The organism is Streptomyces sp. NPDC058665 (assembly GCF_042714995.1).
Lineage (GTDB): Bacteria > Actinomycetota > Actinomycetes > Streptomycetales > Streptomycetaceae > Streptomyces.
This window is the reverse complement of the sequence record NZ_JBHXRX010000011.1, coordinates 140,113-160,938: the sequence shown is the minus strand read 5'-3', so window position 1 is coordinate 160,938 and position 20,826 is coordinate 140,113. Positions and strand designations below refer to the sequence as shown.

The 20,826-nt window shown below is 71.6% G+C and carries 18 protein-coding genes; 8 read left to right on the top strand and 10 right to left on the bottom strand.

The window, feature by feature from the left end; genetic code table 11:
* Positions 1–38: 38 nt before the first annotated feature.
* Both ACFWV8_RS09965 and ACFWV8_RS09960 read right to left on the bottom strand, forming a co-directional pair.
* On the bottom strand, positions 39–1,337 hold the full coding sequence (locus tag ACFWV8_RS09965; RefSeq protein ID WP_384199363.1) for a M16 family metallopeptidase: 1,299 nt from the start codon (positions 1,335–1,337) through the stop codon (positions 39–41).
* Positions 1,334–2,677, bottom strand: coding sequence for a M16 family metallopeptidase (locus tag ACFWV8_RS09960; RefSeq protein WP_384199361.1), 1,344 nt, complete (start codon positions 2,675–2,677; stop codon positions 1,334–1,336). Before ACFWV8_RS09960 ends, ACFWV8_RS09965 begins: the two co-directional genes overlap by 4 nt.
* A gap of 206 nt (positions 2,678–2,883) precedes the next feature.
* On the opposite strand from ACFWV8_RS09960, the gene ACFWV8_RS09955 reads away from it, so the two are divergent.
* Positions 2,884–3,066, top strand: a complete 183-nt coding sequence (locus ACFWV8_RS09955; protein ID WP_384199359.1) for an LxmA leader domain family RiPP — start codon at positions 2,884–2,886, stop codon at positions 3,064–3,066.
* 128 nt (positions 3,067–3,194) lie between these two features.
* Positions 3,195–3,377 (top strand): LxmA leader domain family RiPP, encoded by a 183-nt coding sequence (locus tag ACFWV8_RS09950; RefSeq protein WP_329387440.1) that lies wholly within the window; start codon positions 3,195–3,197, stop codon positions 3,375–3,377.
* An 82-nt stretch (positions 3,378–3,459) separates the two neighbouring features.
* Here the strand turns inward: ACFWV8_RS09950 and ACFWV8_RS09945 are convergent, their stop codons facing one another.
* Both ACFWV8_RS09945 and ACFWV8_RS09940 read right to left on the bottom strand, forming a co-directional pair.
* A complete protein-coding gene (locus ACFWV8_RS09945; protein ID WP_384199357.1) occupies positions 3,460–3,939 on the bottom strand; it encodes a hypothetical protein in 480 nt (159 codons plus the stop codon).
* On the bottom strand, positions 3,936–4,208 hold the full coding sequence (locus ACFWV8_RS09940; RefSeq protein WP_384199355.1) for a helix-turn-helix transcriptional regulator: 273 nt from the start codon (positions 4,206–4,208) through the stop codon (positions 3,936–3,938). The genes ACFWV8_RS09945 and ACFWV8_RS09940 overlap by 4 nt, the downstream gene beginning before the upstream one ends.
* Before the next feature lie 151 nt (positions 4,209–4,359).
* Between ACFWV8_RS09940 and ACFWV8_RS09935 the strand changes: the two genes are divergently transcribed.
* Both ACFWV8_RS09935 and ACFWV8_RS09930 read left to right on the top strand, forming a co-directional pair.
* Positions 4,360–5,358 (top strand): LLM class flavin-dependent oxidoreductase, encoded by a 999-nt coding sequence (locus ACFWV8_RS09935; protein WP_384199353.1) that lies wholly within the window; start codon positions 4,360–4,362, stop codon positions 5,356–5,358.
* On the top strand, positions 5,351–6,478 hold the full coding sequence (locus ACFWV8_RS09930) for a hypothetical protein (RefSeq protein WP_384199351.1): 1,128 nt from the start codon (positions 5,351–5,353) through the stop codon (positions 6,476–6,478). Before ACFWV8_RS09935 ends, ACFWV8_RS09930 begins: the two co-directional genes overlap by 8 nt.
* Positions 6,479–6,488: 10 nt before the next feature.
* On the opposite strand, the gene ACFWV8_RS09925 is transcribed toward ACFWV8_RS09930, so the two are convergent.
* From ACFWV8_RS09925 to ACFWV8_RS09910, 4 genes are all read right to left on the bottom strand, one after another.
* Positions 6,489–10,310: an ABC transporter ATP-binding protein gene (locus ACFWV8_RS09925; protein ID WP_384199379.1), complete on the bottom strand. Its 3,822-nt coding sequence runs from the start codon at positions 10,308–10,310 to the stop codon at positions 6,489–6,491.
* A 268-nt stretch (positions 10,311–10,578) separates the two neighbouring features.
* The gene (locus ACFWV8_RS09920; RefSeq protein ID WP_384199349.1) at positions 10,579–12,264 is read right to left on the bottom strand and encodes a thiamine pyrophosphate-binding protein; all 1,686 of its coding nucleotides are present in this window, start codon (positions 12,262–12,264) and stop codon (positions 10,579–10,581) included.
* Complete coding sequence (gene speB / locus ACFWV8_RS09915) at positions 12,261–13,298, bottom strand: agmatinase (protein WP_384199347.1); 1,038 nt, start codon at positions 13,296–13,298, stop codon at positions 12,261–12,263. The genes ACFWV8_RS09920 and speB overlap by 4 nt, the downstream gene beginning before the upstream one ends.
* A gap of 223 nt (positions 13,299–13,521) precedes the next feature.
* Positions 13,522–15,057, bottom strand: a complete 1,536-nt coding sequence (locus ACFWV8_RS09910; RefSeq protein WP_384199345.1) for a sodium:solute symporter — start codon at positions 15,055–15,057, stop codon at positions 13,522–13,524.
* A 139-nt stretch (positions 15,058–15,196) separates the two neighbouring features.
* Between ACFWV8_RS09910 and ACFWV8_RS09905 the strand changes: the two genes are divergently transcribed.
* From ACFWV8_RS09905 to tesB, 3 genes are all read left to right on the top strand, one after another.
* Positions 15,197–16,624, top strand: a complete 1,428-nt coding sequence (locus ACFWV8_RS09905) for a PucR family transcriptional regulator (protein WP_384199343.1) — start codon at positions 15,197–15,199, stop codon at positions 16,622–16,624.
* A 117-nt stretch (positions 16,625–16,741) separates the two neighbouring features.
* A complete protein-coding gene (locus tag ACFWV8_RS09900; protein ID WP_384199341.1) occupies positions 16,742–17,899 on the top strand; it encodes an acyl-CoA dehydrogenase family protein in 1,158 nt (385 codons plus the stop codon).
* 26 nt (positions 17,900–17,925) lie between these two features.
* Positions 17,926–18,795 (top strand): acyl-CoA thioesterase II, encoded by an 870-nt coding sequence (tesB, locus tag ACFWV8_RS09895; RefSeq protein WP_384199339.1) that lies wholly within the window; start codon positions 17,926–17,928, stop codon positions 18,793–18,795.
* A gap of 7 nt (positions 18,796–18,802) precedes the next feature.
* Here tesB and ACFWV8_RS09890 read toward each other — a convergent pair whose 3' ends face one another.
* A complete protein-coding gene (locus ACFWV8_RS09890) occupies positions 18,803–19,591 on the bottom strand; it encodes a phosphatase (RefSeq protein WP_384199337.1) in 789 nt (262 codons plus the stop codon).
* Positions 19,592–19,692: 101 nt separating this feature from the next.
* Here ACFWV8_RS09890 and ACFWV8_RS09885 point away from each other — a divergent pair, with 101 nt between their 5' ends.
* On the top strand, positions 19,693–20,178 hold the full coding sequence (locus ACFWV8_RS09885) for a peroxiredoxin (RefSeq protein WP_384199335.1): 486 nt from the start codon (positions 19,693–19,695) through the stop codon (positions 20,176–20,178).
* 7 nt (positions 20,179–20,185) lie between these two features.
* Here the strand turns inward: ACFWV8_RS09885 and ACFWV8_RS09880 are convergent, their stop codons facing one another.
* A complete protein-coding gene (locus ACFWV8_RS09880) occupies positions 20,186–20,800 on the bottom strand; it encodes a TetR/AcrR family transcriptional regulator (protein WP_384199333.1) in 615 nt (204 codons plus the stop codon).
* Positions 20,801–20,826 lie beyond the last annotated feature (26 nt).

Here is a 20,826-nt window from a genome sequence, read left to right as displayed (position 1 = left end):
GCTCCCGGGAACACCGGCCCCTCCGTCATATGGGCGTGTCAGAAGTCGAGTTGGTGGCCGGCTCCATCGCTCCGCAGGGGCGCGACCGCCGGCTCGTCGGCGAGGACCACGCCCGTGAAGGCCGCGGGCCGGAAGAACCGCCGGGCCGCCTCTCCGACCGCCTCGTACGTCACTCCGTTCAGCAACGGGCCCCATCCGTGCAGCCAGTTGGCCCCGACCCCGATGTGCAGCAGATTCGACAGGCCCGAGGCGAGGGAGGCCGGCGAGGACATCGCCGTGGCGATGGAGCCGATCGCGTAGCTCCTGGCCGCGTCGACCTCGCGCTCCGACGGCGGTTCGGCCGCCATCCGTACGAGTTCGTCGCGGATCACCCCGAGCGCCGCAGCCGTGTGCTCGGCGGCGGTGTCGGCCTCGATCATCAGCGTGGACGCGCCCGGTACGGACTCCATGCCGGAGCCGAGCTGGTAGGCGTACCCCTTCTCCTCGCGCAGATGCGCGACCAGCCGGGACGCGAAGGACCCGCCGAAGACCAACTGGGACAGATGCAGGGCCGGATAGCCCGGATCGGTACGCGGCAGGGCCGGTGTGGCCAGCCGGATCATGCTCTGTACGGCGCCCGGCCGGTCCACCCACAGGGGCGGTCCGCCGATAAAAGCGGGCGGCGGGTCGGGGATGTCCTGCGACGGACCGGTATGCCATGCCCCGAACGCGTCGGTGACCGCCGCGAGTGCGTCATCGGGCCGCAGATCCCCGACCAGTACGAGCACCGCGCCGTCGGCGCCCAGCTGCCGGGCGTGCAGCTCGGCCAGGTCCTCCGGGGTGCAAGCGGCGGCCAGTTGGGGCGACGGCTGCCATCGGGCGGCGACCTCGTCGCCGTACCGCCGGCGCAGCAGCGCCTGTTGGGCGACGGCCGCGGGCTGGTGCGATGAGAGCTCGATACGGCGCGCCAGCCTGGTCCGTTCGGGGGCGATGACATCCTCCGTCAGCCGGGGCCGGCGGACGGTCTCGGCCAGCAACTCCAGCACGGCGGGCAGGGATTCGGCGAGCATATGGCCGGTGACGGTGAACCTGCGCGCGTCGGCGCCCGCGCTGAGCGCGGCGCCGTGCGTGGCGAGGGCCGTGTCGAAGGCGTCGGCGTCACGGTGTGCGGTGCCCTGCAGCAGGATCCCGGCCAGCAGTTGGCGCAGCGCGACCTCGCCCGGTCCCTTCGAGGCGTACGGGACGGTGAGCCGGATCTCGACGAGGGGAACGACGGGGGCCGAACAGAGCACCACGCGCAGCCCGTTGGGGAGTGCGGTGTCGAGGTCGGGCAGGGGCAGGCGCGCGTCGCCGCTCATGCCGCCACCGTCGTTCCCGGAGTGGTCGCGTTCGTGCTCGCGCGGGGTTCGAAACGTACGACCGCCCGGTGCGACGCGCGCAGCCGGGCCGCGGCCCTGCTCACCTGCTCAGCGGTCACCCCGGTCCGTATCAGCTCGGGCAGCCGCTCGGTCAACTCCGCCTCGCCGAACAGCATTTCGCGCTGGCCGAGCAGCTGGGCGCGGGTGCTCGGGTCGCCCAGCTCACGCAGTGCCCCGGACGCCCAGCGGGCGGTGGTGGCCCGCAACAGCCCGGCGTCCACCTCGTTCTCGGCCAGCGTCGTGAGCACGGAGTCCAGCGCGTCGGTGACACGCCCCGCATCCCCGTCTCCCCCACCTCTGTCTCCGCCACTTCCGCCTCCCCCGTACACCGCGAACAGCGTCAGCAGATCGGGCCCCGTCGTGTCCAGCGGCAGCCCGAACAGCCCGCAGCCCACCGACAGGCTCGCCACCCCGGCCGGCGCGGCCGGCCCCCGGCGCAGCAGCGCGTGTCTGCCCTGCCCCAGCAGGGCGGCCAGGACCAGATGGGCGAGATAGCCGGCGCGCTCCGTCACGGGATCCGGCATCCGGTAGCCGACCGCCACCGCGGGCAGTCCGGCGTGCGGGTCGGTGACCGACAGATGTCTGTCCTCCCGGGGTTCCGGCTCCGGACCGTCGGGCGCGGCCACCACGGGACGGCCGGGCAGGGGCTCGAAATGCCGGCGTACGACGCGCTCCGCCGCGTCCGGCTCAAAAGCGCCGGTCAGGGTCACCAGGGCATTTCCGGGACCGTAGTGGTCGACGAAAAACCGCTCGCACAGCGGGATGTCGAGGGCCGCCAGATCGACGCTCTCGCCGTATCCGTCCCGCGCGTTTTCGGCGCGGGTGTGCAGAGCACGCGGCAGTACCCAGGGAAATGCGCCGTAGGGACGATTGCGCACCATGAGACGTATCTCTTCGTCGATAACCGCGGTTTGTGTGCGCAGATTTCGCGCGGAAATACGTGGCGAATGCATTCGGTCCGCTTCGAGGGCGAGCAGCATTTCCAGCGCGGAGGCGGGAGCGGCGGCGTAATAGACCGTCAGGTCCTGTCTTGTTTTCGCGTCTCCGAGACCGCCGGCCCGCTGTACCTGGGGCAAGTACCCGTGGGGTGCGCTTCCATGGCCACCCTGGATCATGAGATGTTCGAAGAGATGAGCCAGTCCCGTGTGCCCCTTGGGCTCGGTGCGGAAACCCACTCCGTAGTGCACGGCGACACCGATTGAAGCGCCGGTCGGATTGGGTGCCAGCAGCACCCGCAGACCGTTGTCCAATACCAGGCGGCGCAGCTGATTCCGAGTCATCCAGGCGAGCATAGACGCGGTCAACTACCGCCTCAACGGGCCCCGTTGACCGAAAGCGGCCAGTGTCCGAAAGCGGTCAACTCCATTGCCAGCGCGCTGCCCGGGACGGAATGGTGCTGGCACGGCCGGAGAACGTGATTCCCCAATTGCCGATCCGGCGCAAGGTTCAGGTGCAAGGTTCATTCGAATCGTCCAAGGGAGTTGCCATGAACACCCAGTCTCTGATCAACGGTTACACCAGCTACGCCGACGCCGACGAGCTCGTCCCCGCGGTCGACGCCCCGGGCGGCACCATCACCATCACGGTGACCTCGTCGCAGGCGTGCATCTCCGCGGCTTCCGCCATCTCGGCCGTGTCGATCGACAACACCTTCGACCACTCCTGCTGAACCGCGTAGCCGCGGCACCGCACTACCGAGTCACAGCACGAACGCTTCACCGCACGACCGCTTCACCGCACCACCCTCGGCAATCGCCGAAAAGGCACCGTTCATTCGAATCGCCCAAGGGAGTTGCTATGAACACCCAGTCCCTGATCAGCGGCTACACCACCTACGCCGAGGCCGACGAGCTCGTCGCCGCGGTGGAGGCGCCCGGCGCCACCATCACCGTCACGGTCACCTCGTCGGCCGCGTGCATCTCCGCCGCGTCCGCCATCTCGGCCGTGTCGATCGACAACACCTTCGACCACTCCTGCTGATCCGCGGAACCCCCTGAGCAGGACGTACGAGGAACGGGGCGGGTGCCCACCGCCGCAATCGGTGGGCACCCGCCTCACCGTTTTACCCGCCCTGCTCGTCGCGGAAGCTCTCGGCGTCCTCACCGTCGATGCCGGACAGTCCCAGCAGGATCGACGGCAGCGCCGCGGAGGTCAGCATCAACGTCGTGAGCAGCGCGGGGATCCGCTCGATCACGTCGGGTTCGTTCTGGAAGGCGACCATGACCAGTACGACCAGCATGCCGGCGCCGACCGCGCACTGGTATCCGATGAAGGCGACGCGATTGCGCACCCCCTGCTCGCGTTCGTCGAGCCCGGCCACCGGCCGTTCACCCAGACCGCGGGTCATCGAGCGCAGCAGACCCCACAGCATCAGCCAGACGACGAAGGCCACGAGCCACCAGGAGTCGGAGAAGGCGTTGCCGTCGGAGATCTGCGACAGCACCACCATCACCGCGCTGAGCACGGAGAGCCCGATCGCCATCGGCCGCAGCGGACCGCCGGCCGCCGTCGTCGTCTCGTCGGAACTCGGTTGCGGGGTCACGGGCGTTCCTCCTTGTTGTACACCTGGGCGGAGAGCGGGACGAAGGGCTTACGACTGAAGATCGCCTCGACCGGAAGGCCGAACACGTCACTGAGCCGGAACGCCAGATCGAGACTCGGGAAGTAGTCACCCCGCTCGATGGCGCCGATGGTCTGCGGGTGCACCTCCACCGCTTCGGCGAGCGCGACCCTGCTGAGGCCGCGCTCGGCGCGCAGGACTCTCAGCTGGTTGTAGATCGGCGATCCCTCGCGATGGCTCACTGGGCTCATACGGAGAAGGTAAGGGAAACACAACATTCCGTCAAGGAATGACAACAGATACAGTCAGCAACAGGCACTGCCAGAACGCACCGCACAGCACCGGCGCCACACGCGCCGGCCAGAGCAATCGCCACAGCTACCAGGGAAGGTGTGCTGCCTCGTGACCACCGACGCGTCCGACCGGTCCACGCTGCCGAGCATCCTCGTACCGAGCATGCCGGACACCACCGAGACCGTGCGTCCCTACGCCGAGCTGGTACGCGACGGCGAAGCGCGCCGCGTGTGGATGGGCCAGTCGCTCAAGGTGGAGACGCACCAGGTGTTCGCGCATCTCGCCGGCGCCGGGGTGCGCGTCCCGGTCGGCACCAGCGTGACGCTGATGCCGCTGCGCCATCCGTACGAGGCCGCCCTCCAGGCCCGTTCGCTGGCCCTGACGACGGGTCACCCCGTGGTGGCCGGCTACGGCGTCGGCGCGCCCGCCTTCGTACGGAGCCTGAACGGGCGGCCGTACGACAGCCCCCGCACGATGGCGGCGGAGTACCTGCGTACCGTCCGCTCCCTGCTGGACGGCGAGATCGTCGACCACGCCGGTGACTACCACGCGCTGCGCGGACGGCTGATGCCGATGGAACACGCGCGCGTGGAGGTCGGGGTGGGCGTGCTGCGCCCCAACATGGCACGCACCGCGGGCGGTGTCGCCGACGTCGCCATCACCTGGATGACCCCGCCCGGCTATGTCGCCGAGACCCTGGTTCCGGCGCTGGACGAGGGCGCCAAGGACCGGGACACCCGGTGCCGGGTCGCGACCGTCGTCCATGTCGCGGTCGACCGCCCGAAGCGGGACCCGTACGTCCTCGCCCACACCGCCGCCGCCGGGCATCTCTCCGCCGACCACTACACGGACATGCTGCGCCGGGCCGGTGTCGCGGCCGACCCGGCCGACCCCCAGGCCGGTGCCACCGCCCTGGTGGACAGCGGGACGTACGTGTACGGCTCCGCCGACCACATCGCGGGCGTGCTCGGCGAGTACCGCGACGCCGGGGTCGACGAGGTGATCCTCAACTGCGGCGGTGTGCTCTTCACCGAGGGCCAGGAAGCCGCGCTCCAGGACGCGCGGGAGATCGTGGACGCGGTCCGGCGGCGGGACGGCCGTGGCTGACCCGGCGGATGCTCCGGCGGTCCCCGCGGAGGTACGGCCCGCGGGGGCCGCCGGGTCGGTCACCGTACGCGAGTACGGCACCCGGTATCTGCGGATCAGCGTGCGGTACCACGGCGACGGCCGGTTCAGCTGGCTGCGCGTGCCCGGGGCGGCCCACGACCGGCCGCAGGTTCCTCCCCCGCCCGCGGTCGGCGCCGCGCTTCGCCGGGTGGACGCCGCCCTCGCCTCGGGTACCGGTGCGGGCGCTGGTACGCGCACGGGCTCCGGTGCCCGGCTCGCGCTCGGTGAACGGGCCGCGGCGTCGGGGGATGGCGGCGGGCTCGTGTACCGGGTGCCGGGCGCCGTGTCGGTGGCCCGGCTGCTGCCGTCCGGCGACGAGACGGGCCACCGGCTCTCCGTACGGGCGTTGGCGGACGCGGGCCGGACCCTGCGGCAACTGCACGACGTGCCCTGGGAGTTCACTGAGCCCCCGCCCCCGCACCACGGCGTACGGCGGCTCCTGGACTGGATCTCGGGGGCGCCTCCTGAAGAGGAGGACAGCGCCCGGCTGCGTGCCCTGGCCCACGACCGGCTCGGCCCACAGCTGTGGTCCCGGCTTACCGACTGGGCCGAGGCCGCCCGCCGACCACCCGGCAGGGGAGGTGCGGTCCTGCTCCACGGCGCCCCCAGCACCGGCTGGCTGGTCCCCTCCCCTGCCGGTGACCACAGCGTGCTACTCACCGGCGAAGAGGTCACCGGCGGCGACCCGGCCCTCGACCTCGGCTGGACCCTCGGTGAACTGCACGAGCTGCGTTCCGCCGCCATACGCGGTCTCGGCGCCGCAGGACAGGGCCCGCCCGTGGACTATCCGGCCGCGGCCCGCGCCCTGCTCGCCGGCTACCTCCGTAAGGAGGAGAACGCCGGCACCCACCTCCGTACGGAGGTCGGCGAGGACACCGAGAACGCCGAGGACATCACCGCGGCGCTCCCGCCCGGCACCGCCCGCGCGGCCACCCTCCGACTCGCCGTCCATATGCGGGACTTCGCGTCCTTCGTCGGCTGGCACGAGGACCTGCGCCGCTACGCCGACCTGCTGGCGGAGACCCTCGACGCGGACGGCGCCCCCACGCTCCAGTGGTGAGCCCGCGCCGTCACGCTCCCGCGACGGTCGCGCGCTCCGGCTCTCCCTCCGGCTCCGCCTCGCCGATGAAGCTGCGCCACAGCCGCGCGTACGCGCCGTCGAGCGCGAGCAGTTCCGCGTGCGTGCCGTCCTCCACGACACGGCCGTGGTCCAGGAGGACCACCCGGTCGGCGCGCGCGGCCGTCGTCAGCCGGTGCGCGACGACCAGCGTCGTCCGCCGCCCCGACAGCCGGTCGGTCGCCTGGTTGACCAGCGCCTCGGAGGCGAGGTCGAGCGCGGCGGTCGCCTCGTCCAGGAGCAGGACGTCCGGGTCGACCAGCTCGGCGCGGGCCAGCGCGATCAACTGCCGCTGACCGGCGGAGAGATTACGGCCCCGCTCGGCGACCTCGTGCAGATAGCCGCCGTCGAGCGTGGCGATCATCTCGTGCGCGCCGACCGCGCGGGCCGCCGACTCCACCTCGGCGTCGGTGGCCCCGGGCCGCCCGTACGCGATCGCGTCGCGCACCGTCCCGGCGAAGAGGTACGCCTCCTGCGGTACGACTCCGAGCCGGTGCCGGTAGGCGGTCATGTCCAGGTCGCGCAGGTCGGTGCCGTCCGCCGTGACACGGCCGGACGTCGGGTCGTAGAAGCGGGCGACGAGCTTGACGAGCGTGGACTTGCCCGCGCCCGTCTCACCGACGAAGGCGACCGTCTGACCCGCCGGGATACGGAGGTCGATGCCCATGAGGGCGGTCTCCTCCTGGACCGGGGCCTTGGCCGGTACGACCGCCTTGGTGAGTACGACGGCCTTGGTGAGTACGACCGCCTCGTTCGGGTCACCGACGCCGCCGCCCTCGGCCGGACCGCCATCCAGGTTCCCGTACGCGAAGTGCACGTCCTCGAAGGCGATCTCGCCGCGCAGCGACTCCACGGCGACCGGTGTCCTCGCCTCCTCGGTAGAGGTCGGCTCGCGCAGCAGCTCCTGGATACGCCCCAGCGAGACCGCGGCCTGCTGGTAGCCGTCGAAGACCTGCGACAACTGCTGCACAGGCGCGAAGAACAGCTCGATGTAGAGGAGATACGCGACGAGCGCGCCGGTCGTCAGCGTCCCCGACTCCACCCGGCCCGCGCCCACGATCAGCACGGCTGCGGCAGCCACCGACGACAGGAGCTGGACGAACGGGAAGTAGACGGAGATCAGCCACTGGCCGCGCACCCGCGCCTGCCGGTAGTGGTCGCTGCGGTCCGCGAACCGCCGGGCGCCGTCCTTCTCGCGGCCGAAGGCCTGGACGATACGGAGCCCGGACACGGACTCCTGGAGGTCGGCGTTGACGACGCTGATCCGCTCGCGCGCCAGCTCGTACGCCTTGACGCTCTTGCGCCGGAAGAAGACCGTGCCGACGATCAGCACGGGCAGGGTCGCGAAGACCACCAGCGCCAGCTCCACGTCGATGACCAGGAGCACGACGAGGATGCCGAAGAAGGTGACGACGGAGACGAAGGCGGTGACGAGTCCGGTCTGGAGGAACGTGGACAGCGCGTCCACGTCCGTCGTCATACGGGTCATGATGCGACCGGTCAACTCGCGCTCGTAGTAGTCGAGTCCGAGCCGCTGGAGCTGCGCGAAGATCTTCAGGCGCAGCGAGTACAGGACACGTTCGCCGGTGCGGCCTGTCATCCGCGTCTCGCCGATCTGGGCGGCCCACTGGACCGCCACGACCAGCAGGCCGAGCAGGGAGGCCGCCCACACCGCGCCGAGCGCGAGCCGCTCCACGCCCTCGTCGATGCCGTGCCTGATCAGGACCGGCAGCAGCAGGCCCATACCGGCGTCCACGGCGACCAGGGCCAGGCTGGCGGCCAGGGGCAGCCCGAAGCCGCGCAGGAGGCGGCGCAGCCCGTAGGACGACTCCGGGGCGACGGCACGGGACTCGTCGATCGACGGGACGTCGGTGGCCGGGGGCAGCGCCTCGACCTGTGCGAGCAGTTCGGGTGTGGCGCCGGGCGCGGCCGACTCCTCGGCGGGCGCCTCGTCGCGTACCCAGAGGGCGGGGGTGATGCCGCGTTCGGCGTCGAACTCGGCGTCCATCTCCTCCTGGACGGTGCGGTCGTCCTCCGCGGCCGTACCGCCGACGACGGCGGGGACATGGCCCGGGGACACGCCGCCGAGCTCGTCCGGGTCGGTGAGCAGCCTTCTGTAGAGGGCGGACCGTTCCTGGAGTTCGTCGTGGGTGCCGATGTCGGCGAGCCGTCCGCCGTCGAGTACGGCGATACGGTCGGCGAGGCCGAGCGTGGAGCGGCGGTGGGCGATGAGCAGCGTCGTGCGGCCGGCCATCACCGAGCGCAGCGCCTCGTGGATCTCGTGCTCGACGCGGGCGTCGACGGCGGACGTGGCGTCGTCCAGGAGCAGCAGACGGGGGTCGGTGAGAATCGCGCGGGCCAGGGCGATGCGCTGGCGCTGGCCGCCGGAGAGGGTCAGGCCCTGTTCGCCGACGGTGGTGTCGTAGCCGGCGGGCAGTTCGGCGATGAAGCGGTCGGCCTGGGCGGCGCGTACGGCGCGCTCGATCTCCTCGTCGGTGGCGTCGGGCTTGCCGTAGGCGATGTTGGCCCGGACGGTGTCGGAGAAGAGGAAGCTGTCTTCCGGTACGAGCCCGATGGCGGCGCGCAGGGATTCGAGGGTCAGTTCGCGCACGTCGTGGCCGCCGACGAGGACGGCGCCGTGCGTCACGTCGTAGAAGCGCGGCAGGAGCAGCGAGACGGTGGACTTGCCGCTGCCGGACGAGCCGACGACGGCGACGGTCTCGCCGGGGCGGATCTCCAGCGAGAAGCCCTCCAGGACGGTGCGGCCGTCTTCGTAGGAGAACGTCACGTCGTCGAACTCGACGGACGCCTCCACGTCGGCGGGCAGCGTCTTCGTGCCGTCCTGCATCGACGGCTCGGTGTCGATCAGTTCGAGGACGCGCTCGACGCCCGCGCGGGCCTGCTGGCCGACGGTCAGGACCATGGCGAGCATGCGGACGGGGCCGACGAGCTGTGCGAGGTAGGTGGAGAAGGCGACGAACGTGCCGAGGGTGATCTGGCCGCGCGTGGCGAGCCAGCCGCCGAGCGCGAGCATCGCGACCTGTCCGAAGGCCGGTACGGCCTGGAGGGCGGGTGTGTAGCGCGAGTTGAGCTTGATCGTCCGCAGCCGGCCCGCGAACAGCTTGCGGCCGGCGGCGCGCAGCTTGCCGGTCTCCTGGTCCTCCTGGCCGAAGCCCTTGACGACACGTACGCCGGAGACGGAGCCGTCCACGACTCCCGCCACGGTCGCGGCCTGCGACTGGGCGTACCAGGTGGCGGGGTGCAGCCGGGTGCGGCTGCGGCGGGCGATGTACCAGAGGGCGGGGGCTACGCCGAGTGCGACGAGGGTCAGGGGCAGCGAGAGCCACGCCATGATCACGAGGGAGATGACGAAGAGCAGGACGTTGCCGATGGTCATCGGCAGCATGAAGAGCAGGCCCTGGATGAGCTGGAGGTCGCTGGTGGCGCGGCCGACGACCTGTCCGGTGGAGAGCTCGTCCTGGCGGCGGCCGTCCAGCTTGGAGATGGTGCCGTACATCTCCGTACGGAGGTCGTGCTGGACGTCCAGGGCGAGACGTCCGCCGTAGTAGCGGCGGATGTAGGCCATGACGTAGATGACGACGGCCGCGGCCACGAGGAGGCCGGTCCAGACGGCGATGGAGCGGGTGCCGGTGCCTATGACGTCGTCGATGACGACCTTGGTGATCAGCGGGACGAGGGCCATGACGGCCATGCCGCCGAGGGAGGAGCCGAGGGCGAGGATCACGTTGCGCCGGTAGCGCCAGGCGTAGCCGATGAGACGCCTGGCCCAGCCGGCCTTGCCCTCTCCGGCCTGGTCCGCCCCGGTCCCGCGCTCGGGGTCTGTTCGCTCCGCCGCCACTGTCTGCCGCCCTCCGTCTGCCCTGTCGCCTGTCGGTACGCGGGCGTCCCCCGTGGACCCCCTGCCGGAAGGCATCAACGCGCCCACGTGCGGAATTCATCCCGCTGCAACAAATACCCGTCGCTGGACCGAGGCGCTCGCCGGAGGAACCAGGACCGATGGCCTAGGCCGCCCCCGGACCCCGCTACGCGGCAGGCAGGTGCGTCGGGGCGAACAGCTTCAGGAGCGCCGGGAGCACCACCACCGAAGGACCGGGGGCCGCGAGCGCCTTCGACAGGTCCTCACGCAGCGAATCGGGGCTCGTGCGGACCGCCGGCACCCCGAAGGACTCCGCGAGCGCCACGAAGTCCGGGCGGGCCAGCTCGGTGCCTGTGGTCTGGCCGTAGGCGTCCGTCATGTACTCGCGCAGGATGCCGTAGCCGCCGTCGTCCACGATGACCCAGGTGACCGGGAGGTCGTACTGCCGGGCCGTGGCCAGCTCGGCTATCGAGTACATCGCGCCGCCGTCGCCGGAGACCGCGAGGACCGGTTTCGTACGGTCGGCCGCCGCCGCGCCCAGGGCCGCCGGGAAACCGTAGCCGAGACCGCCGGCGCCCTGGCCCGAGTGCATCGCACCGGGCCAGGCGGACCAGGCCCAGTAGGCGAGGATCGTCATGTCCCAGAAGCTGGGCGAGGTGGCGGGCAGCGCGTCCCGTACGGCGGCGAGCACGCGCTGCTCCAGCTCCAGGTCCTGGGAGCCGATCCGCTCCCGTACCTTCGCCAGCACCGTACGGACGGCGTCCCGCGCGGACTCGGTGCCTTCCCTGGCGGTCACGGACTCCAGCAGCGCGGACAGCGCCTCCCGCGCGTCGGCGTGGATGCCGAGTGCCGGAAGGTTGGACTCCAGCTTGCCGAGGTCTGCCTCGATCTGGATCACCCGGCCGCGCGGGCGGAACGTGTAGTAGTTGGAGGACAGTTCGCCGAGCCCGGAGCCGACGACCAGCACGACGTCGGCGTCCTCCAGGAAGTCGGTGGTGTGCCGGTCCTCCAGCCAGGACTGGAGCGACAGCGGGTGCTCCCAGGGGAACGCGCCCTTACCGCCGAAGGTGGTGACGACGGGAGCGGCCAGCTTCTCGGCGAGGGTCCGCAGCTTGCCCGTGGCGTCCGCGCGTACGACTCCGCCGCCCGCGACGATCACGGGGCGCTCCGCGTGCGACAGGGCGTGCGCCGCCACGGCGATCAGCTCCGGGCGCGGCAGCAGTTCGCGCGGGGTGGCGTCGACGGCGGTGACGAGCGGCAGCGTCGTCTCCTTCAGGAGGACGTCCTGCGGGATCTCCACCCAGACGGGTCCGTGCGGTGCGGTGAGCGCGGACTCCCAGGCCGCCGCTATCGCGGACGGGATCTGCGAGGCCGTACGGACGAGGTGGACGGACTTGACGATGTCGCGGAACGAGGCCTGCTGGTCGACCAGTTCGTGCAGATAGCCGTGCCGGCCGCCGCCGAGGCCCGCCGACGGGATCTGGCTGGAGATCGCGAGCACCGGCGAGGATCCCGCGGCGGCCTCCTGGAGCGCGGCGAGCGAGGTCAGCGCGCCGGGCCCGGTGGAGAGCAGCAGGGGTGCGACCTCGCCGGTGACGCGGCCGTAGGCGTCGGCGGCGAAGCCGGCGTTGTTCTCGACGCGCAGCCCGATGTACTCCAGGTCGGAGCGGCGCAGCGCGTCGAACATGCCCAGCGCGTGCTGGCCGGGCAGTCCGAAGACGGTGGTGGCACCGAGGCCGTGCAGTGTCTCCACGACGAGATCGCCGCCGTTGCGCCCGGCGGGCGGGTTCAGGGCCTGTGCGGTCTGCTCGGGGGTGTAGCGGGGGATCTCGTGGTGGTGGTCGTGAGTCACTTCGCGCGGTCCTCCGCGATCTGGCGGGACATGATCGTGGTCAGTTCGTACGCCGTGTGGGATGCGGCGACGGAGGTGATCTCCGCGTGGTCGTACGCCGGGGCGACCTCGACCACGTCGGCGGAGACCAGGTGGCAGGAGGCCAGGCCGCGGAGGATTTCGAGGAGTTCGCGCGAGGTGAGCCCGCCGGCCTCGGGGGTGCCGGTGCCGGGCGCGTGGGCCGGGTCGAGCACGTCGATGTCGATCGAGATGTAGAGCGGACGCTCCCCGATGCGCTGCCGCAGCTGGTCGGCGACCTCGTCGACCCCGCGGCGCATGACGTCGGCGGAGGTGACGATGCCGAAGCCCATGCGGTCGTCGTCGTCCAGGTCCTTCCTGCCGTAGAGCGGCCCGCGTGTGCCGACGTGCGACAGCGCCTCGGTGTCGAGGACGCCTTCCTCGACGGCACGGCGGAACGGGGTGCCGTGGGTGTACTCGGCGCCGAAGTAGGTGTCCCAGGTGTCCAGGTGCGCGTCGAAGTGCAGCAGCGCGACCGGGCCGTGCTTCTTGGCGACCGAGCGCAACAGCGGCAGCGCGATGGTGTGGTCGCCGCCGAGGGTCATCAGGCGCGCGCCCGTCGCGAGCAGGTCGTCGGCCGCCGCCTCGATGGTGTCGACTGCCTCGTTGATGTTGAACGGGTTGGCGGCGATGTCACCGGCGTCGGCGACCTGCGCGAGCGCGAACGGCGAGGCGTCCTGGGCGGGGTTGTACGGGCGCAGCAGCCGGGACGCCTCGCGGATCGCGTTCCCGCCGAAGCGGGCGCCGGGCCGGTAGGACACCCCGCTGTCGAAGGGCACGCCGACGACGGCGACATCGGCGGCCCCGACCTCGTCCAGCCTGGGCAGCCGGGCGAAGGTGGCCGGTCCGGCGAACCGGGGCACGCGGGAGGAGTCGACAGGCCCCCGGGGGCCGCCCTCGGGGCTTTCGGCCGCTCCGGGGCCGGGGCGGGGCCCGAGGCCGGAGCCAGGGTTGTCGGGTCCTTCTGCGCTGCTCATCGTCGAGGCCTTTCGTGGTGCGTGTTCGGATCCAGCATGACCCACTCCACCGACAGGGGGAGTGGCGCCTTGGGTGGTGCGGTGTTCGCAGGCGTCCACCGGGTGGCACGGCGCCGAGGCCGCATCGGTCCACCGGTGCCCGGCAGGGCGCGGGTTGCTCGTCCTCGGTTCGCCGGACGGCCCGCCGCCCTTCGGGCGGCAGCGGCCGGGCCGGCTCGGGCCCTCAGCCCGTACTCCCGGAGGGGAGGGACGGCTCCCGGGGCCCGTTCCCGGCCCCGTCGACCCCGTCGGCGCCCTCCGCGCCTTCCCCGCCTTCGCCGGCGAGACGGCGGCGCCACGCGGCGAGCACCGCCGCGTCCGTCGGCTTCGTCAGGAGGCTGACGACCAGGTAGAGCGCCAGCGAGGCGAGGAGCCCGTAGTAGATGGGTTCGTTGGCCAGGATGCCGTAGGACGCCATCAGGCCGATGACTGTCAGCCCGCCCACGATCATCGCGGCGAGCGCGCCCCGCACGGTGCCGCGCCTCCACAGGAGGCCGCCGAGGATGGGCACCAGCAGGCCGCCGACGAGCAGGTTGTACGCGACGGTCAGCGCACCGACGACATCGTTGAGCGCGATGGCGACACCGATGACGGCGACGCCCATGACCACGATGAAGGCGCGGTTGTCCTTCACCTCGTCCCGCTCCCCCACGGCATCCGGCCGGTCCAGTCGGCCGTCCCGCCGTCCGGCCAGGCTCCGCAGCCGCGCCCAGATGTCGTTGTTGGCGACGGTGGCACAGGCGATCAGCGCGCCGGACGAGGTCGACATCACGGCGGCGAGGGCCGCGGCCAGCACCAGTCCCCGTACGCCCGGCGGGAGTTCGTCCTTGACGATCGTGGCGAACGCGTCGTCGGCGCTCGGCAGCTTCGGGTAGAGAACCTTGGCCGCGGTGCCGATGACGGCTCCGGCGACGGCGTAGAGGAGACAGTAGGTACCGGCGACGGTGCCGCCCCAGCGCGCGGTGGTGTCGCCGCGCGCGGTGAAGACGCGCTGCCAGATGTCCTGCCCGATCAGCATGCCGAAGGTGTAGATCAGCACATACGTGAAGATCGTCTCGCCGCCGATGCCCAGCGGGTCGAAGTACTCCGTAGGAAGCTTCGCCCTCATCTCGCCGAGCCCGCCCGCCTTGACGACCGCGATGGGCAGCAGGAGCAGCAGGACACCGATCGTCTTGACGACGAACTGCACCATGTCCGTCAGCGTGATCGACCACATGCCCCCGAGCGCCGAGTAGGCGACGACGATCACGCCGCCCAGGATGATCGCGACGGTGCGGTGCAGGTCGAAGAGGACGTCGAAGATCGTGGCGTACGCGATGGTCGAGGTGACGGCGAGCATCAGGGTGTACGCCCACATGACCAGCCCGGAGATGACGCCGGCGCGTCCTCCGTACCGAAGGTCGAGCATCTCGGAGACGGTGTAGACCTTCAGCCGGGCTATGCGCGCGGAGAAGAAGACCGAGAGGGCCAGCAGTCCCAGGCCGATGGTGAAGACCATCCAGGCGCCGGAGAGCCCGTACTGGTAGCCGAGGCCGACACCGCCGATGGTGGAGGCGCCGCCGAGGACGATCGCGGCCATCGTGCCGGAGTACATCCAGGGGCCGAGCCGGCGGCCGGCCACCAGGAACTCGCTCTTGGACTTGGCACGGCGCATGCCCCACCAGCCCATGGCGAGCATGCCGGCGAGATAGACGACGATCACCGCGTAGTCCACAGCCATGGGGCTTCCTCCTGATCGACTCCGGGGATTCCGGTGTTCCGGGGGTCCGGTGGTGTGCGAGTCGACCGTAGGTGGCCGGAAAGGAACGCTGAAGTGTACGTTTCATCCATTCTTCTCGCCGTCGATGGATGGACCGTCCATGCCGGAACCCGCCGCTCCACCCACCCCGCCGGTGCCGCTGGCCGCACTGCTCGCGGACGGCACCCTCGGCCTGCGCCTGATCGCCGGGCTCCCCGACGACGAGGCGCCGGTCGCGGTCCACTGGGTGCACACCTCCGAGATGGCCGACCCGTACCCGTATCTGCTCGGCGGTGAGCTGCTGCTGACGGCGGGCGTGCAGCTCACGGACGCGCACGCCGACACCTATGTACGGAGGGTCGTCGAAGCGGGCGCCGCCGCGCTCGGCTTCGGGGTCGCGCCGGTGTACGACACGGTCCCCGACAGCCTCGTCGAAGCGTGCGGCCGGCACGGGCTGCCTCTGCTGGAGATCCCCCGGCGCACGCCGTTCACCACCGTGGCGCGCGGGGTCTGGCGGCTGATGGCCGAGGCCCGCCACCGCGAACTGCGCCGGGTCACCGAGGCCCAGCAGGGCCTCGCTGCCGCCGCCGCCCGCCCTGACCCGGTCCCCGCGGTACTGCGCCAGCTCGCGGGGCGCCTCGGTGGCCGCGCGGTCCTGTTCGCCCCGGACGGCGCGGAGTTGCACACCACGGGCCGGGACCCGGCGCCCGGATCCCGTACGGCCCTGGCCCGGCTGGCCCGCGTGGTGAACCCGCCGCACGGCACGGCCACCGACACCGTCGGCGGCGCGCACCTGGCCGCGTACGCGCTGGGCGGCGGCCAGGGCCTGGTACTCGGCGTCGCCGCGGGCGGCCGGGAGCCCGGCGACCACACCGTCACGGGCGTCGCCGTCGTCCTCCTGTCGCTGCTCACGGCGCCGCACCAGGGCGCGGCGGAGGCGGCACGCTCGGCGGCGCTCGTACGGCTCCTGCTGGGCGCCACGTCCGCCGAGGCGGCGCCGCTGCTCGGTCCGGGCCCCTGGACCGTGGTGCACGCGCACGGCGGCGACACGCCCTTCGCCCCCTCCGCGCTGGGGGCGGCCCTCGGCAGCGGTCTGGCCGACTCGGACGGCACCACGGTGCGCGTCCTCACCGACCGCCCGGTCACCGCCCAGCCGGGCTGGACGCTCGGGGTGAGCGCGCCCGCCGACCCCGGCGGTCTGGCCGATGCCGACACCCAGGCCGGGCGCGCGCTCCGCCGCGCGGAGGCAACGCGCGCCGCCCTCGTACAGCACCGCTCCCCCGACGCCTTCACCGCGCTCATCCCTCCTGAAGAGGCGGCGGCCCACGCCCGCGCCTTCCTCTCCCCGATCACCGGCTCCCCCGCGCTGACGGAGACCCTGCGCACCTGGCTCTCCCTGCACGGCAGTTGGGACCGTACGGCCGTTGCCCTGTCGGTCCACCGCAACACGGTGCGCCAACGCGTCGCCCGCTGCGCGGCCCTGCTGGAGGCGGACCTCGACGAGGCGGACGTCCGGATGGAGTTGTGGTTCGCGCTGCGCCGACTGTGACATGCGCGACGGCTCGGACGCCGCCCTGGACACCCGTGCGAACCCCCCGGTAACTTGAGTGAGCAAGCGCTTAGAAACAGAGACTCAGCCCGAGTCGGACCGAGGGAGAGGGCTTCCGTGCGCCGTAGCGTCTACAACGAGGACCATGAGGCGTTCCGGGAGACTCTCCGCGCCTTCATCGAGGCCGAGGTCGTTCCCGTCTACGACGAGTGGTACGAGGCGGGGCTGGTCCCCCGCGAGTTCTACTACAAGCTGGGCGAGCTGGGCATCTTCGGTATCGAGGTGCCGGAGGAGTACGGCGGCGCGGGCGAGGAGTCATTCAAGTTCCAGGCCGTCGTCTCCGAGGAGTGCGCCCGCGCGGGCGTCTCCTTCGGAGGGTCCAGCGTGCATGTCGCGCTCTGTCTGCCGTATGTGAAGGCGTACGCCACCGACGAGCAGAAGAAGCGGTGGCTGCCCGGCTTCGTGACCGGCGAGACCATGTACGCCATCGCCATGACCGAGCCCGGCACCGGCTCCGACCTCGCGGGCATGAAGACCACGGCCAAGCTCTCCGCCGACGGCTCGCACTATGTGCTCAACGGCGCCAAGACCTTCATCACCGGCGGTGTGCACGCCGACCGCGTCATCGTCTGCGCCCGCACCGCCCCGCCGAGCTCCGATGACCGCAGGCACGGCATCTCGCTCTTCGTCGTGGACACCAGGTCCGAGGGGTACGCGGTCGGCCGCAAGCTCGACAAGCTGGGCCTGAAGTCCTCGGACACCGCCGAACTCTCCTTCAGCGACGTCAAGGTGCCCGTCGAGGACCTGCTCGGCGAGGAGCACAAGGGCTTCTCCTACCTCGGCCAGAATCTGCCGCAGGAGCGCCTGGGCATCGCCGTCGGCGCGTACGCGCAGGCGGCGGCAGCGATCCGGTTCGCCCAGAATTACGTGCAGGACCGCACCGTCTTCGGCAAGACCGTCGCCTCCTTCCAGAACACCAAGTTCGAACTGGCCGCCTGCAAGGCGGAGGTCGACGCCGCCGAGGCGGTCTGCGACCGGGCCCTCGACGCCCACGACAAGGGCGAGCTGTCCGCCGCCGAGGCCGCGTCGGCGAAGCTCTTCTGTACGGAGGTCGCGCATCGCGTGATCGACAAGTGCCTGCAACTGCACGGCGGTTACGGCTACATGAACGAGTACCCCATCGCCCGCCTCTACGCGGACAACCGCGTCAACCGCATCTACGGTGGCACCAGCGAGGTCATGAAGATGATCATCGCCAAGTCCATGGGCCTGTAGGAACCGCGCGGGAGCTCGATCAGCACATGAACGCACTGGAGTCCCTCCTCGAACTGCTCGACCTGGAGCGGATCGAGGAGGACATCTTCCGCGGTGTCAGCCGCTCGGCGGCGATCCCGCGCGTCTACGGCGGCCAGGTCGCCGCGCAGGCCCTGGTGGCCGCGGGCCGTACGGTCCCCGCCGACCGGCCCGCCCACTCCCTGCACTCGTACTTCCTGCGGGCGGGCGATCCGGGCGCGCCGATCGTCTACACGGTCGACCGCATCCGCGACGGCCGCTCCTTCACCACACGGCGGGTCGTGGCCGTCCAGCACGGCCAGCCGATCTTCCATCTCTCCGCGTCGTTCCAGGCGTACGAGGAGGGCCTGGAGCACCAGGCGCCGATGCCGGAGGCGCCCGATCCGGAGTCCCTTCCTACCGCGGCCGAGACGCTGCCGCGCTACGCGGACCGGTTCGTCGACCCGTCCGTGGCCGACCGTCTGCTGGAGGCGCGCGCCGCGGTGGATCTGCGGTACGTCGACGCCCCGCCGTACGCCACGGCCGGGCAGCCGCGCGAGGCCCGTTCGCAGGTGTGGTTCCGTACGGTCGGCAAGCTCGCCGACGACCCGCTGCTGCACGTGTGCCTGGCGACGTACGTCTCCGACATGACGCTGCTCGACTCGGTGCTGCTCGCGCACGGCAGGGGCGGCTGGGCGACGGGCGACATCGTCGGGGCGAGCCTGGACCACGCGATGTGGTTCCACCGGCCCTTCCGCGCGGACGAATGGCTGCTGTACGACCAGACGTCGCCGTCCGCGTCCGGCGGCCGGGGGCTCGGCCAGGCACGGATCTTCACCCAGGACGGGCGGCTGGCGATCTCGGTGATCCAGGAGGGCGTCATGCGCGTGCCCAGGTAGTCCGGGATCAGACGGTGCTGGTGAGACCGGCCTCGTTCAGCAGGTACTCCGTCATCGGGTCGTAGAAGCGCGGGTCCGTCACATGGTCGTCCAGCGGGACCGTCACCTGGAGAGTGCCCTCGGCCTCGCCGATGAACAGCGCCGGGTCGTTGCAGTCCGCGTACCCGATCGAGTCGAGCCCCCGCTGCCCCGCACAGCCCGCCCAGCCGTGGTCGGCGAGCACCAGGTCCGGCTGCGGTCTGCCGTCGCGCTCCAGACCGTCCAGGATGGCGCGCATCGGCTCGGGCGAGTGGGTGTGCCAGAGCGTGGCGCCGCGCTCCAGCATCGCGACACCGGCGAACTGGAAGACCATGCCCTCGTCGGCCGTGAGCCCGCCGGGGATCCGGATGATCTCGCAGCCGGCCAGCCGCAGGGCGTCCGCCGTCTGCCGGTGCACGTCGAGCAGCCCGCCGGGGTGGCCGGTGGCGAACAGCACGCTCTCGCGGCCCGCCGCCGCCTTGCGCAGCCGCGCCGCCATCCGCTCCAGGGCGTCGACGGTCAGCTGGGGGTCGATGGTGTCCTGGCCGTGCCGGTGCTCGGGATCGTCGTTGACGCCGCACCGCTCGGCCATCACTGCCAGCACGTCCTGCTCGTCGGTCCAGCGGTCGCCGAGCTCCAGGCCCAGCCAGAAGTGGCGGTCGCCGTTGGCGAGCTTGCGGTAGTGGGAGAGGTTGTTGTCCCTGGGCGTGGCCACGTCTCCGGCGATACGCGTACGGACGAGGTGGTCGACGAGAGCTTCGCGGCTGGGTATCGGCATGAGCCCATTGTGCCGTCAGATGTACGCGCGGGGCCGCTCGTCCCGGTGACTGGACATACCGCACCCGTAACAGTGAACAGCGATCAGCAAGGGAGCCTCTTGTGGCAGCGACACCCGGTACCGGCCGTCCGGTGGAGAACTTCGCCCTGCCCGGCGGGGTGCTCGACGGGGACGACACCTTCGTACGGAGGGAGTACCGCCTCGACGAGCACCGCGGCCGGCCGCTGGTCCTCGCCTTCTACCCCGGTGACAACACCAGCGTCTGCACGAGGCAGATGTGCTCGTACTCCAGCGGTCTGGAGACGTTCACGGAGCTGGGGGCTGAGGTGTGGGGCATCAGCCCGCAGGACGTCGACAGCCATGAGGGGTTCGCCCGTACGCACCGCCTGCGGATCCCGCTGCTCGCCGACACCGACCGGACGGTGGCGAGGGCGTTCGGGATCGCGGCGCCCGGGATCGGGCTGCGCCGCTCGGTCTTCCTGATCGCGCCGGACGGCACGCTGCACTGGAAGCACGTGGGGCTGTTCGGCGCGACGTTCCAGCCGGTGGAGACGCTGGCCAGGGAGCTGGCCGGCCTCCAGGCCTGAGCCAACCTCAGGTACGCGTCGAGCCGTCCTCCTCACCGAGGGCGGCGAACGCGCCGTGCGCCAGACGGCGCAGGAGCGTCTCGGCCACCGCGCGGCGGGGGGTGCCGCGCCCGGTGGGGCTCAGATGCGGCGTCGAGTTCAGCAGGCCGAAGACGGCGTGCACGGCGCCGCGCGCGACCGGCTCGGGGAGGTCCTCGTGGATCTCGCGGACGACGCCGACCCACAGCTCCACATACTGCCGCTGGAGCTGCCGCACGAGCTTGCGGTCGCTGTCCCTGAGGCGGTCCAGCTCGCGGTCGTGCAGGGTGATCAGCGGGCGGTCGTCGAGGGCGAAGTCGATATGGCCGTCGATCAGCGAGGCGAGCACGGCCGCCGGGTCGCCGGCCGTCGCCGCCACCCGCTTCCTGCCGCCGTCCAGCAGCCGGCCGCTGATGCCGACCAGCAGTTCGGCGAGCATGGCGTCCTTGCCCGCGAAATGGCGGTACAGGCCCGGCCCGCTGATACCGACGGCCGCTCCTATCTCGTCGACGCCCACGCCGTGGAAGCCGCGCTCCGCGAAGAGCCTGGCCGCCTCGCTGAGGATCTGCTCGCGGCGCGTCGGGGCCGCGGTCCTGGTGCTCATGGAAACCCATTCTAGACAGGACGGTT